The organism is Campylobacter sp. 2018MI10, from assembly GCF_018501175.1.
Classification (GTDB): Bacteria; Campylobacterota; Campylobacteria; order Campylobacterales; family Campylobacteraceae; genus Campylobacter_E.
The window spans coordinates 37,520-50,959 of record NZ_JAHCZD010000007.1 but is presented as its reverse complement, the minus strand read 5'-3'; the positions used below and the strand labels follow the sequence as shown (position 1 = coordinate 50,959).

Annotated in this window: 15 protein-coding genes; 10 read left to right on the top strand and 5 right to left on the bottom strand. The window is 27.1% G+C overall.

Features of this window, described 5'->3' with window-relative positions:
• Positions 1 to 189: 189 nt before the first annotated feature.
• Genes KJR01_RS04490 through KJR01_RS04475 form a run of 4 tightly spaced genes read left to right on the top strand, consistent with a single transcriptional unit; the run spans position 190 to position 4,760 of the window.
• Positions 190 to 2,943, top strand: coding sequence for a cytochrome c biogenesis protein (locus KJR01_RS04490; RefSeq protein WP_214117463.1), 2,754 nt, complete (start codon positions 190 to 192; stop codon positions 2,941 to 2,943).
• On the top strand, positions 2,940 to 3,356 hold the full coding sequence (locus tag KJR01_RS04485; RefSeq protein WP_214117462.1) for a hypothetical protein: 417 nt from the start codon (positions 2,940 to 2,942) through the stop codon (positions 3,354 to 3,356). Before KJR01_RS04490 ends, KJR01_RS04485 begins: the two co-directional genes overlap by 4 nt.
• Positions 3,357 to 3,358: 2 nt before the next feature.
• Positions 3,359 to 4,120 carry a 5'/3'-nucleotidase SurE gene (surE, locus tag KJR01_RS04480; RefSeq protein ID WP_214117461.1) on the top strand — a complete coding sequence of 254 codons (762 nt, stop codon included), beginning with the start codon at positions 3,359 to 3,361 and terminating at the stop codon, positions 4,118 to 4,120.
• On the top strand, positions 4,113 to 4,760 hold the full coding sequence (locus tag KJR01_RS04475) for a tRNA threonylcarbamoyladenosine dehydratase (protein WP_214117460.1): 648 nt from the start codon (positions 4,113 to 4,115) through the stop codon (positions 4,758 to 4,760). The genes surE and KJR01_RS04475 overlap by 8 nt, the downstream gene beginning before the upstream one ends.
• A gap of 22 nt (positions 4,761 to 4,782) precedes the next feature.
• On the opposite strand, the gene KJR01_RS04470 is transcribed toward KJR01_RS04475, so the two are convergent.
• Together KJR01_RS04470 and KJR01_RS04465 are read right to left on the bottom strand one after the other, a co-directional pair.
• Positions 4,783 to 5,205, bottom strand: a complete 423-nt coding sequence (locus KJR01_RS04470) for a DUF1090 family protein (protein ID WP_214117459.1) — start codon at positions 5,203 to 5,205, stop codon at positions 4,783 to 4,785.
• Between the two features lie 9 nt (positions 5,206 to 5,214).
• Complete coding sequence (locus KJR01_RS04465; RefSeq protein ID WP_214117458.1) at positions 5,215 to 6,195, bottom strand: PLP-dependent cysteine synthase family protein; 981 nt, start codon at positions 6,193 to 6,195, stop codon at positions 5,215 to 5,217.
• 153 nt (positions 6,196 to 6,348) lie between these two features.
• On the opposite strand from KJR01_RS04465, the gene KJR01_RS04460 reads away from it, so the two are divergent.
• From KJR01_RS04460 to KJR01_RS04445, 4 genes are read left to right on the top strand one after another with little or no spacing between them, the layout of a single operon-like run.
• The gene (locus KJR01_RS04460) at positions 6,349 to 6,600 is read left to right on the top strand and encodes a hypothetical protein (RefSeq protein WP_214117457.1); all 252 of its coding nucleotides are present in this window, start codon (positions 6,349 to 6,351) and stop codon (positions 6,598 to 6,600) included.
• 28 nt (positions 6,601 to 6,628) lie between these two features.
• On the top strand, positions 6,629 to 7,735 hold the full coding sequence (locus tag KJR01_RS04455; protein ID WP_214117456.1) for an AAA family ATPase: 1,107 nt from the start codon (positions 6,629 to 6,631) through the stop codon (positions 7,733 to 7,735).
• Positions 7,729 to 9,450, top strand: a complete 1,722-nt coding sequence (gene selB / locus KJR01_RS04450; RefSeq protein WP_214117455.1) for a selenocysteine-specific translation elongation factor — start codon at positions 7,729 to 7,731, stop codon at positions 9,448 to 9,450. Before KJR01_RS04455 ends, selB begins: the two co-directional genes overlap by 7 nt.
• A gap of 26 nt (positions 9,451 to 9,476) precedes the next feature.
• A complete protein-coding gene (locus KJR01_RS04445) occupies positions 9,477 to 10,208 on the top strand; it encodes a thioredoxin fold domain-containing protein (protein WP_214117454.1) in 732 nt (243 codons plus the stop codon).
• Positions 10,209 to 10,245: 37 nt separating this feature from the next.
• On the opposite strand, the gene KJR01_RS04440 is transcribed toward KJR01_RS04445, so the two are convergent.
• The 3 genes from KJR01_RS04440 to moaC are packed head-to-tail and all read right to left on the bottom strand — an operon-like array spanning position 10,246 to position 11,953.
• Positions 10,246 to 11,238 (bottom strand): hypothetical protein, encoded by a 993-nt coding sequence (locus KJR01_RS04440; RefSeq protein WP_214117453.1) that lies wholly within the window; start codon positions 11,236 to 11,238, stop codon positions 10,246 to 10,248.
• 9 nt (positions 11,239 to 11,247) lie between these two features.
• The gene (locus tag KJR01_RS10215; protein WP_214117452.1) at positions 11,248 to 11,502 is read right to left on the bottom strand and encodes an HP0495 family protein; all 255 of its coding nucleotides are present in this window, start codon (positions 11,500 to 11,502) and stop codon (positions 11,248 to 11,250) included.
• Complete coding sequence (gene moaC, locus KJR01_RS04430) at positions 11,480 to 11,953, bottom strand: cyclic pyranopterin monophosphate synthase MoaC (protein ID WP_214117451.1); 474 nt, start codon at positions 11,951 to 11,953, stop codon at positions 11,480 to 11,482. Before moaC ends, KJR01_RS10215 begins: the two co-directional genes overlap by 23 nt.
• A gap of 87 nt (positions 11,954 to 12,040) precedes the next feature.
• On the opposite strand from moaC, the gene KJR01_RS04425 reads away from it, so the two are divergent.
• Both KJR01_RS04425 and KJR01_RS04420 read left to right on the top strand, forming a co-directional pair.
• The gene (locus tag KJR01_RS04425; protein ID WP_214117450.1) at positions 12,041 to 12,268 is read left to right on the top strand and encodes a hypothetical protein; all 228 of its coding nucleotides are present in this window, start codon (positions 12,041 to 12,043) and stop codon (positions 12,266 to 12,268) included.
• The gene (locus KJR01_RS04420; RefSeq protein WP_214117449.1) at positions 12,268 to 13,434 is read left to right on the top strand and encodes a hypothetical protein; all 1,167 of its coding nucleotides are present in this window, start codon (positions 12,268 to 12,270) and stop codon (positions 13,432 to 13,434) included. Before KJR01_RS04425 ends, KJR01_RS04420 begins: the two co-directional genes overlap by 1 nt.
• The last annotated feature ends 6 nt before the right edge of the window (positions 13,435 to 13,440 follow it).

Below are 13,440 nucleotides of genomic sequence, written 5' to 3'. Positions count from 1 at the left end.
AAAGCTTTCTTAAAAAAATATAAAAAATAAAATATAATTTAAATAATTCAAAAAGGAGAAAAAATGTATTAAATAATTTTAATTAATTTTCTTATTTTTTAAGGCTTTTATTATAAAATATAGCTTTAAGTTTAGATAATAAATTTTATCAATTAAGAATGATTTTAAAAGAAAGTAGTTTTAATAATAATGTTTTTAAATAAATTTTTAAATTTAAAGATTTCTTTAGTTTATATGCTAATTTTTGCTATTTTTTGTGGGGTTGCTACATTTATTGAGAGTGCAAAAGGCACAAGTTATGCTATGAGTTTAGTTTATAATGCTTGGTATTTTCACTTGATTATGGTTTTATTGTTTTTAAGTGTGATTTATGCGATTTTTAAATACAAACTTTATAAAAATATTTCATTATTTTTAATTCACATTTCTTTTATTTTTATATTTATTGGTGCTGTTTTAACTCATTTTTTTGGTTTTGAAGGCATTATTCATTTAAGGGTTGATAATAAAGCAAATGAGATAAAAAGCACAAAAACTGAATTAGTCTTAAAACATAATGATAAAATCAGTAAAACTAGTAATTTAAATGAGATTATAAAACTTGATAATGCAAGTTTAAGGTTTGTTGATTTTAGCAATGAAGCAGGGATTACTAAGGTAAAAAGTGATGATTTAAACGACCCTAGTTATTTAAAATTAAGATTTAATTTTGATAGTGGATATAGTGATGTTGAGATTAATTATAATGAATGCGTTAGTGTTGCTAATATTGATTTTTGCTTTAACAAAACAAGCACTAATTATGTTAATTTTTATATAAAAGATAATGAGTTTTATATAAATACTAATCAAGAAATGAAATTCTTAAATCAAATTTTAAGTAGTGATTTTAAATTAAAAGATGGTATATATTTGCTAGATGAGTTTTCTTTTTCGGCTTTAAATTATTTAGTTCATTCAAAAGACGCACTTAGTATGAGCGGGGGTAATTTACAAGCGATTAGAGTGGAATTTGAATCAGGAATTTCAAAAGAAAAACTAATACTTGCATTAAACGATAATATTAAGATAAATGATTATGATATTTCTTGGAAGCAAGAGAGCTTAAAGCTTGATTTTGATATTTATCTAAAACGATTTAATTTAATAACCCACGCAGGTAGCAAGAGTGCAAAAGATTATGAAAGTGAGTTATTAATCTTAGATAATAATCAAAAAATAGATGTAAAAATAGCTATGAATAAAGTGCTTGATTATAAAGGTATTAGGTATTTTCAGCATTCTTACGATGAAGATTTAAAAGGCACGATTTTAAGTGCTAATAAAGATTTAGGCAAAACTCCTACTTATATTGGCTATGCTTTATTGTTTATTGGGTGTTTTTTAAATTTATTTAGTCTAAAAACTAGAAAATATTTTAAGGCTTTAAGTGTTGTTTTTATAATAATTCTTAGTCCAAATTTAAAAGCAAATGATTTTAACTCTCATATAAATGAATTAAATTCTTTAATTATTCAAGATTTAAATGATAGATTTTTGCCATTTTATACTTTTTCACTAGAGCTATGCAATAAAATTGGTTGTCCTAATAAAAACGCTGCAAGTGAAGAGATATTTAGATTAATTACCGATGTTACTTATGTAAATGAAGCTAGATTAATTAGGGTCAAAAATCCTAAATTAAGAGAATTTTTAAATTGTGAAAAACAAGCAAAATTTAGTGATTTTTACGATGGTTCAAGTTATAAATTAAAAGATGAAATTAAAAAAACCTATGCTAAAGGAGAAGCGAATTTTAATGATTATGATAAGGATTTGATTAGAGTTGATGAGAGTGTGAATATTTTATATTTAATTTTTACAGCAGAATTATTTAAGATAATTCCTGATGAAAACCACTTGCAAAGCCCATTTGCAAATAATATAAGCTTGGATAATCAAAAGCTAATTAATGAATATTTAAGCTCTTTAGTAATTGCTAAAAAAACTAATGATTATAGCAAGGCTAATGAGATTTTATCTAAGATTAAAAACTTGCAAAATCAGTTTGATTTTTTACCTAGCCAAGCACAGATTAAAACTCAAATATTTTTAAGCAAATATGATGCTTTTTATAGTTTGTGTTTTGCTTATTTAGTGCTTTTTATACTTTCTTTATTTGTGATAAATAAAAATACTAAAATTATTTTTTATCTTGCTTTAATACTATTTTTAATCCATTTAATTCTCATTGGATTAAGGGGTTTTGTAGCAGGATTTACTCCGCTTACTAATACTTATGAGAGTTTAATTTATATTGCTTTAAGCTCCGTTTTTGCTGGACTTGTTTTTAGAAAAAATCTATTACTTAGCTTGTGTTTATTGTTTAGCGTTGCTACATTATTTACAGCACATCTTAATGATATTAATCCACAAATTACAAATCTAATGCCTGTTTTAAATTCTCCTTATCTTAGTATTCATGTAAGTTTAATTGCTGCTTCTTATGGATTTTTTGGCTTAAGTGCTTTAATTAGCTTTTCTTATTTATTATGCGTAATATTTAAAAAACCTTACGATAAGGCAAATATTCAAATATATTTAGCAAATCATTTAGGCTTATTATTATTAATTTGTGGGAATTTTTTGGGCGGAATTTGGGCTAATGAGTCTTGGGGAAGATACTGGGGCTGGGATAGCAAAGAGACTTGGTCTTTAATAAGCATATTAATATATGCAATTTTAGTGCATTTAAAATTAAAATCAAAATTATTATACGCACTGCTTAGTATGTGGGGATTTGGCGTTATTTTGATGACTTATTTTGGAGTGAATTATTATTTAGTAGGTAAGCATTCTTACGCAGGAGAAAAGAGCAATTTTGAAAGCCCATTATGGCTAATAATTAGCGTAATTATCCTAATAATCTTTAGTTTGGTTGCTATTAGAAGGAATTTAAAATGAGAGTTGTGTTAATATTTTTAGCTTTATTTTTCATAGCTTGTGATGATGAAAAAATTGATGAAAATTATTTAAACACTCCACTTAAATGCTCTATTAATAAAGATATATGCGAAAAAGATTTCAAAGGTAGAAAAATTAGTTTTGAAATTATTAATCGTCCGATAAGATTTATGGAAGAAACTAAATTAATAATTAAAGGCTTACCTAAATACGATAATCTAAATCTTAAATTATATGGGCTTAATATGGATATGGGTGTTATAAATGCCGAGCTTATTAGACTTGATAACGGAGATTATGAAAGTGAGTTTGTGGTAAGCACTTGTTTATTAAGCACTATGAGATATAGATTAGAATTATTTAATAATGATAAAAAAATAAAATTATTTATAGATTTTGATATGAAAAGGTAAAAATGAGAATATTATTAACCAATGATGATGGATATGATGCACCAGGTCTTCTAGCACTTAGAAAAAGGCTTAAAAAGATTAAAGATTTAGAAGTTTTTGTGGTTGCTCCTTGGAGCAATAAGAGTGCTTGTGCGCATTCGCTTACACTAAATCATCCACTAAGTTTTGTAAAAATTAAGAAAAATTATTATGCCTTAAAAGACGGCACTCCAAGTGATTGCGTAAATCTTGCATTTTGCACTATTTTTAAGGATAAATTACCTGATTTGGTAGTAAGTGGGATTAATAATGGAGCAAACTTAGCTGAAGATATAACCTATTCAGGCACGGCGGCTGCTTGTATGGAGAGTGTGCTTTGTGGAGTGAATGCGATTGCTTTTTCTCAACTTTATGAAAAAGATATAGATTTTAAGCGTTCAAGTAAACTTGCTGTTAAATTAATCTTAAAATTACTTAAGCTTAATCCACTTAAAAAAAGAAGATTTTTAAATGTAAATTATCCAAGTTGTGAGAGTGATTATAAAGGTTATAAAGTTTGTAAGATGGGTAAAATGAGATATGAATTCTCAAGTAAAATATGTAAAAACCCTAGAGGATTAGAGTATTATTGGCTAGATAGCTTGTATGATTTAAGCAAGGTAAAAGCAAAAGATGATGATATTGATTATGTAAGACAAGGTTATGCAAGTATTACTCCAATTAAGCTAAATCTAACGGCTAAAAAAGAATTAAAAAAAGTAAAGAAATGGTTAGAAAATGAGTGAGAGATTTGCAAGAGCTAGATTATTATTTCAAGATAATTATGATAAATTGAGTTCAAAAAAAGTGCTAATTTGTGGGCTTGGCGGAGTTGGTGGTATGTGCTTTAGCTCACTTGCTAGAGTTGGTATTAATGTAAGTGGGATTGATAAGGATTATTTTGAAGCTAGTAATCAAAATAGACAATTACATTCTGAAAATATTGGACTTAGTAAGGCTAGCGTTTTTGCTGAATTTTATAAGGCAAATTGCTATGAGTTATTAATCACTAAAGAAAGCTTTTTAGAGTTTTTAAAAGATAAAGAATTTGATTTAATAATTGATTGTATTGATGATGTTAAAGCTAAATGCGATATAGCTGAAATTGCTTATGAAAAAGGCATTAGTTTTATTAGCAGTGGTGGGGCTGCAAAAAGAATTGACCCTTTAAAATTAAAGGTTGCAAATTGGGATAAGACCAAAATGTGTGCTTTAGCAAAAGCCGTTAGACTTGAACTTAAAAAACGCAGATTTAAGGGTAAATTTAAAATGGCTTATAGCGAAGAAGAGCCAATGTGTGTTGGGCTAGGGTCTTTTATGGGAATGACTGCTTCTATGGGGCTTTTATTATCATCTTTAGCGATTAAGCAATTATTGAAGAATTAAAGCCTAAAAAATTAGGCTTTTTTTAATATTTATAAGAGTTTTTTAAAGCTTGTTTTTGTCTTTTATATTCGTCTTTTATACGATTTTTTTCAGCTTTTAATTCTGCTTTTCTTCTTTTGTATTCGTCTTTACTCATACTATTTTTCATATCATTTAATTCATCAAGCTTGTCTTCAATCCTATCAATCTTACGCTCAGCTTCATCTTCTAATCTTTCAATAGTGTCTTTAATCTCATTTTTTCTAGTGTAATAATCATTATTATAAACACTACCGCCACCACAATGTGCTCTTACATTTGCTAAAGCGTTTTCTAAACCTCTAACTCTATTAAAATTGCCATATTGTTTTGCATAGCTTAATTCACGCTCTAATTTGTTGATTTTATAAGAGCAATCTGCCATTGCAATACTTGAAATTATGCTTAGTAAAATTAATTTTTTCATATCTTCTCCTTATAATACTTTAAATCCGATTAATTCAATTTTATTGCTTAAAAATCTTTCTTCATCTTGCATATTTAGCATTAAATCAGTGCTTAGATATTTTTTATTATCATCAGCAAATACACTAACGCTTACGCAATCTCCAAAAAGCTCTTTAGCTTTAATACAACCTAAGAAATTAGCTCCACTAGAAATTCCAACTCCAAGTCCGATTTTAGCTAGTTTTTGTGCCATTATAACGCTATCTATATCATTTACTATGATGATATCATCTAATTCATTTAGCTTTACAATATCAGGCACAAAACCATCTCCTATGCCTTGAATTCTATGCTCTGAATTTTCTCCAGGATTACTCATACTAGCGCAACCTTCAGGCTCTAATGGGCATATTTTTACTCCAAGTGGTCTTAATACCTTGCCAATTCCCATTATAGTCCCACCTGTTCCAACTCCTGCTACAAAGCAATCTGGCTTTAGATTGTGTTTTTTTAGAGTGTTTAGAATTTCATTTGCAGTTTTTTCATGGGCTTTTACATTGCTTTCGTTTTCAAATTGATGAGGTAAAAATACATTGCCATTTTTTGCACTCTCATCAGCAAGTCTTACACTACCACTAAATCCACCCTCACAAGCACTAACTTCTCTTAATTTTGCTCCGTAACTTTTAATTATTTTCTTACGCTCTTCACTCATCCAGCAAGGCATAAAAATCTCAACACTAGCACCTATAAAAGCACCTAAAGCAGAAAAAGCTATACCTGTATTTCCACTAGTTGCTTCGGCTATGCTCATACCAGCTTTAAATTCATTATTTTTAACAGCATTTTGCATAATTTCTAATGCCATTCTATCTTTAATAGAGCCACTTGGATTAAAATATTCTAGTTTAAAATAGCTTTTTGATTTTTTATTTTTATATAAATATTCAACTTCAACTAAAGGCGTGTTACCAACTAATTTTGCATATTCTTTTAGTTTATTTTGCATATACTTTCCTTAATTAAAAAAACGCTTATTTTAGTAAATTAAAGTTAAAAATGAATTTAAAAATAATTTCAATAAAGATTATGAAAAATAATATCACTTTATTAATCAAAAATAATTATAATTTGTAAAATTATTATCAATAAAGGTTGGAAAATGTTTTCGTTTATTAAAAAACTTGCAAAATCAATTTTTGCACTTTTTAAAAAACCTAGAAAAGCTACAAAAACTCAAGTAATTGTAAGCAAGGCAAGTGAATTAGTGAATAAATTTATGCCTAAAAAAGAAGTAGAAGTTAAAGAAGTAAAACCTGATATTTTAAAAGAAATATCATTGTTTATTTTAAAAGAATTTGGATTTGGAAAATATATTAATTTTGCTTTAAGCTTTGCTAAGTTTTTAAAATAAATCATTACAATGCCCTTAAAGGATAGTAATGGTAGGGCAGGATAAAGTAAGAGAAATTTTTGATGAGTTTATAAAAGCAAAAGAAATTCCGCATAGTGTTTTTTATGGTCCAAGCGGGGTAGGTAAGACCACTTTTGCAAGATTTATAGCAAAAGAATTAAAAACTAATTTTTATGAGTTTGATGGTGCTAGCTTTAGCGTTGAAGAACTTAGAAAAGTTATTAAAAAAGATAGCCTTTTTAAGCCTGTTGTATTTATTGATGAAATTCATCGTTTAAATAAAGGCGTTCAAGATGTATTATTAAAACCTTTAGAAGAAAATAATTTTTATTTTTTAGCTGCAAGCACTCATAATCCTTTGTATTCACTAAATAAGGCTTTATGCTCTAGGTTATTGTTTTTTGAGTTTATGCCATTAAGTTATGATGAATTAAAAGAGATTTTAGAACAAGCTCAACCTAATTTAAGCACAGAAATAAAAGATTATTTAATCAAATCAAGCTCAAACGATGCAAGAGCAATGCTAAATCTTTTAAGATACGCAAATGTTTTTAAAAATATCAGCCTAGAAAAGCTAAAAGCACTAAGACCAAATTATATTAGCAATAAAGAAGATGAGTTTTTACTAACTTCAGCCCTTATTAAAAGCTTAAGAGCAAGTGAAGTAAATGCAGCAATCTTATACCTTGCTAGAATGATAAATGCAGGTATTGATATTTTATACATTGCTAGAAGGCTTTGTATATTTGCTAGTGAAGATGTAGGCAATGCAAATCCAAATGCTTTAGTAATAGCTAATTCGTGTTTGCAAATATGTAAAGACATTGGCTTACCTGAAGCAAGGATTACACTTTCTCAATGTGTAGTTTTTCTAGCTAATTCTAAAAAATCAAATTCATCTTATAAAGCAATCAATAAAGCCTTAGAATTTGTAAATAACAATGAAGCCTTGCAAATACCAACATATTTAGATAATAATCATCCTGATAAAGAAAAATACTATATTTATCCACACGATGAGCCAAACAAAACTCAAGAAATGGCTATTAATTGCCCTAAATTTTACGAAGATTACGGCATAGGATATGAAAAAAATTTCGCACTATGGAGAAAGGAAGGACTTTATAAATGTTAATAATTTCAACCGCAGGTCATATTGACCACGGCAAAACTTCATTAATTAAAGCTTTAAATGATTTTGATGGAGATAATACACCTGAAGAGCAAAAGCGTGGGATTACTATTGATTTGAGCTTTTCACACTTAGAGCATATCTCATTTGTTGATGTGCCAGGTCATGAAAGCCTGGTTAAGACAATGATAGGTGGTATTCAAAGTGAATACGCAATGCTTGTTGTAGATATTAACGAAGGGCTAAAAGCGCAGACCTTAGAGCATATTTTTATCTTAAAAATTATGGGTGTAAAAAATATAATTTTAGTTTTAAATAAAATTGATTTATGCCAAGATATTGATGCTAAAAAGCAAGAGATTTTAAAGCAACTTGATTTTACGCCTATTAGAGTATTTTTAGTAAGTGCTAAAAATAAATTAGGCATAGATGAGCTTAAAAAATATTTATTGAGTTTAAAAGTTCCAAATTATGAAGATTTTGCTTTAAAAATCAATGTTGATAGAGTATTTAATGTAAAAGGCATTGGTCTTGTAGCAACGGGTATTTTAAAAAGTGGCAAATTAGAATGCAAAACTTATTTAAGCGATGAATTAGAAAATATTCAAATAAAATCAATTGAAGTTCAGCATAAAAATGTAGAAAGTGTAGTAGCACCTGCTAGGGTTGCTTTTGTCTTTAAAGGGAATTTAAAAGTAGGAAATATCATTTATTCTAAGGGTTATTTAAGAAGTGCAAATGAGATTTATACTACTTTAGAAGGTAAATTAAAGCATGATGAAAATGTATTGTTTTGTGCTGCCAATAAGCAAATTGAAGCGAAATTTTTACAATACGATAGATTTGCAAAATTTGTATTAAAAAAACCAATTGCTCTAAGTTTTAATGAGCCTTTTATAATCTTAAAAAATGCTCGTGCTGTTGCTGGTGGAGTGGTGTTAAATCCACTTACAGAGCCGCTTAAAAAATCAAAAATGATTGAATTATTAAATGCTTTAGAGCAAAAAGATTTTAAAAGTGCTTTTGCTTTATTAAATCAAAATCATAGTTCAGGTTTTGGGCTTTTTTGTGCGCCGCAAAGATTTAATCTAAGCACGCAAAAAGCCTTAGAATACGCTCAAGAAGTAGGTGAGATAGTAGATTTAAATGGTGCTTGTGTATATGCAAAAAAAGCCCTAGAAGATACAAAAAACAATATAAAAGAGCTTTTTACTAAAAACCCTTATTCATTACAAAGTGCAAAAAGCTTAGAAAAATCATTAGGAATTGATGAGTTTTTGTGTGATTTGGCTTTAAAAGATTTAGATTTTTTAGAATTTAATAATGGTCTTTTTTATAAAAAAGGCGAAAAATTAGAAAAATTATTAGAAAATAATGAAGAAAAAATATATGATGAATTAAATTGCCTAACCCCAAAAGCTCCTTATAATATCTATGATGAGCTTAATTTAGATAGAAAAAGTGGCGATGATATTATGAAGAAATTATGTTCTCAAAATAAGGTAAAAAGACTAGCACATAATTATTTTATTAGCACACAAGCACTTGAAGAATTTGTAAAAAACATAAGCCCTATTTTAAAAATAGGTGTAGGAGTGCAAGAACTTAAAAATGAATATGACTTAAGTAGAAAATATGCCATTGCTTTACTTGAGTATTTAGACACTTTAAAGGGCGTAAAAAATATTGACAATAAACGCTATTTAATGCAAAATTAAACTTTTATTTTTTTAAGGAGATTAGTATGAAAAAAATAATATTAGCAATGTCGGTTGTAAGCGCTTTAAGTGCTAGCAAAATTAGTGATAAAGTTATAGAATTTGTAAAAACAATTACACCAGAAAATATTCAAGTAGAATTAGTAAAAGTTGATAAAGTTCCTGATTCAAAATTTGAAATGGTAGAGTTTAATTTATTAAAAGATGGAGTTGTAGTTGGCTCTGATGTTTTCTTTAGTGATGGAGTTTATGGAACACCAACTATGCTTAATATGAAAGAAAGTATAGATTTAAAAGCTAGTTTTATGGCTAAAAAAGAAAAAGAAAAACAAGAGAAATTAAGCTTATTATTAACAGATTTTGTTAAAGAAAATCCTGATATGATTATTAATCTAGGAAAGCAAAATAGCAATACTGCAATGGTAGTATTTAGCGACCCTGATTGTCCTTATTGTAGAGAACATTTAAAAAATATAGAAGAAGATTTGAAAAAAACTAATATTAAATTTGTTTTAACTCCACTTCCAATGCACGAGAATGCTTTAGATAAATCGCTTAATATTTTTGATGAAATCAAAACAGCTAAAACTGATGAAGAAAAAATCGCAATATTAAGAAAATATTATCAAGATGGTGTTGAATACAAAAAAATTGACCAAGATAGAAAAAATGAATATGCTAAAAAGGTTGATGAAAAAGTATTTAATATGGGTGTAAATTATACTCCAGCAATTTTTAGTAATATAAAAGTTAAATAATTTTTAGAATTTGAAACGAGAGTTTCAAATTCTTTTTTTAGTTCTTCTTAAATTTTGTGAAAATATTTGAAGCTAATTTTTTTACATCAAATTCATTATAAGCTTTTTCTAAAGTATTTAATTCTTTTTTGATTTTTTCGTTTAGCTCGCTATTTTGAAATTTGATTAATTTTATATTTAGTAGTTGCTTGTTTTCTCTTACTAATCTTGCAAATTTAGCAAAATTATTATCAAGTTTATTATTTAAAATATTTTCAAGTGCCTTACCTGAAGCATCGTTATTTAGATTTGTCTTAATCATAGCTATAAAATCACGCTCAAGACTTAGAAGAGATAGTTTCATATTATCAAGTTCATTATCACTTAAGCTAACTTCTAAATCCTTTTTAAGCCTTTCTAAGATAGCAAATATACCTTCTAAAAGTCCATTTAATACTCCAGTCAAAAGCTCTTCGGCATAGCTTTGCCATTCATTTGCTAGTTCAAGTGCTGCTTTTAAGATAAGTTCAGCTGCATTAATTATTTTATCCTTATTAAACTTAGCATATTCAAGTGCATTAATTAACATAAAATTACTTATTAAAAAGCATCTTTCTTCTATCATTATATTAGTTTCAAGAACATTTATAAAAGCATTTTGAGAAGTTTCGTAAAGGATTTGCAATGAGTTTGCTTCATTTAACATAAGTTCTTCAAGGTATTCTTTTTGAATATCATTTTGGACTACCTTACTTAGCTCATTAAAACTTGATTTTGTAATATTATAAAGCTCTAATTCTTTTGACTTTATTTCTTTTCTAATCATCTCAAGCTCATTTGTAAGAGTATAAATCTCTTGCTCTTTTATAGACATTTTTGCTCTTAAAAGGGCTTTTAAAACTATATTTTTATTCTCATTTGTAAGCGCTTCTAAATTCTCTAGCTCTTCACAATACTTGGTATATAATCTAGCGATTAATCCATCATCGTTTGAATTAATAAATTCTTTTTTTGCTTTTTCTTGTATTTCATTAAATAATATATTCTTCATAGTTTTTCCTTATAAAACAAATTTAGAATGTTTTTTAAGAGTAGAAAATAATTCTAATCTATAAGCTTCATTTGGCACTTCTAGGCTTAGGTTATAGCTTTTATAATTACTTGTAGATTTTGAACTTTCAATTTTTGCATTTTTAATATCTAGCTTTTTTACTAATTCATTTATATCATCATCTTTATCAAGTATTACTTTATAGCTCCAGTTGCAAGGATATTCTATCTTTAAATCAGCTTTAATTTCTTCTAAATTGACCACTTTTGCCTCCGTCTTTTTCTAATAATTTTATATCATCAATAACCATTGTTTTATCAATTGCTTTAACCATATCATAAATCGTTAATAAGCCTACACTAACAGCATTTAATGCTTCCATTTCTACACCTGTTTTTCCTTCGGTGATTACCACTGCATTTAGTCTAAAAGCAAATTCATTCTCAATTGGCTCAATATCTACTTCAACTTTACTAATTGGTAGTGGATGGCACATTGGAATTAAATTTGATGTTTGCTTAGCTCCCATAACAGCTGCAACAATAGCTGTATTTATTACCGCTCCTTTTTTAGCATTTCCGTTTAAGACTGCTTTAAAAGCCTCTTCGTTCATTGTGATTTTGCCACTTGCTAAAGCTCTTCTTTTAGTAATTTGTTTATCACTAACATCAACCATAGTAGGATTATTTTGCTCGTTTATGTGTGTAAGTTGCATTTTTTTCCTTTATTTTTGCTTAGATTTTAACAAATAATATAAATAAAATGGTATATTAGCATTTTTAATTTTATTAAGGAAAATTATATGGCTTACGATGATGATGAGTTTTTAGATTATGAAGATGACGAGTTAGATGGCTTTAGTGAATATGATGACTTTGATGATGAATTAGACGAATTTGACGATGAGTTAGATGAGTTTGATGACGAATTTGAGCAAGATTTTGATGATGAATTAAGCAGTCTTGATGAATATAATATATATGATGAAGATATGTATGATGACGATGATTATAGTTATGACGAGGCATAATGCGAGAATACGATAGTCAAAGAGTAGAATTTATACAAGAGCTTTATGATACCTATGAAGATATAAGAAATCATAATATTACCTTAAAAAGAATTTATGTAATTTTAATATTAACCATAATTATTACATTTGGTTTTTTAGGTATTACTATGCTTTTTGCTAAAGAATTTTTTATATCAAGTTTGTATATTGTTTGTGCTTGTTTATTTTATGCCTTACTTTTAAATAGAAAGAAAAAATCAGTAGCAAGGTATCTTGACTGGTTTAGCTTTATGGGTGGTGGGGCATGTATAATCATTGCTATTTGTTGTAATATATATTTATATTCTATGGCAGGCGGGGCTCATTTATATATTATTTTGCTAGCCACTTTGATTTATATAATGTTTATAAATGATTCTAAAAAAAGATTATTGATAGCAAATATTACTTATTTAGTGCTATTAACTATATTTATATCTTTATTTTTAATTGATTATTATTTTTGGCATCCTTATTATAAGGAGAGTTTTTTTTCTAATTTATTATTTATAATTTCTGTTTTTGTAGTTTTTTCTAGCATAGTATTTAGCAACCATGTAGTAGGTCTAAAATCAATAGAAGATATAGAAAAATTATCTGTAAATAAAAGTCATATAAAAATAACTAAAAAAATACATACTAAATTCAATCTAATTGATAAAAAAGATTTCACACAATTGCTTTTACAAAGACAACAAAATCAATACAATAATCTTAATGTTTGTATATTTGAGATAGCTTTTGTTCAAAAAGACCAAGATTCATATTTTAAGATAGATTACTACTACCAAAATAAAGTAATGAATGAATTCTTAAGTCTTTTAAGAGTTTATTATCCTAATGATGAAATTATAATTAAATGGGATTTAAATACTTTTGTATTAATTTTAGAAGAAGAAAGCTCTAAGTTTTATTTCTTACTTGAATCAATAAGCAAAGATTTTGATAAGATGATTAGAAAGAAAAAAGATAATTTTGATATTTATTTAAAAATTGTTGCAAAATACCACAAGCATATAGATACTCAAAAAAGACCTAAAGTTTTATTAGAAAAAATAAATGAAACCGTAAAATTAAAATATGAAACAAAAACAATGGGTCGTGAGTATATATTGTATAAAAGTGGATATGACGATATAAATTAAAAGGTT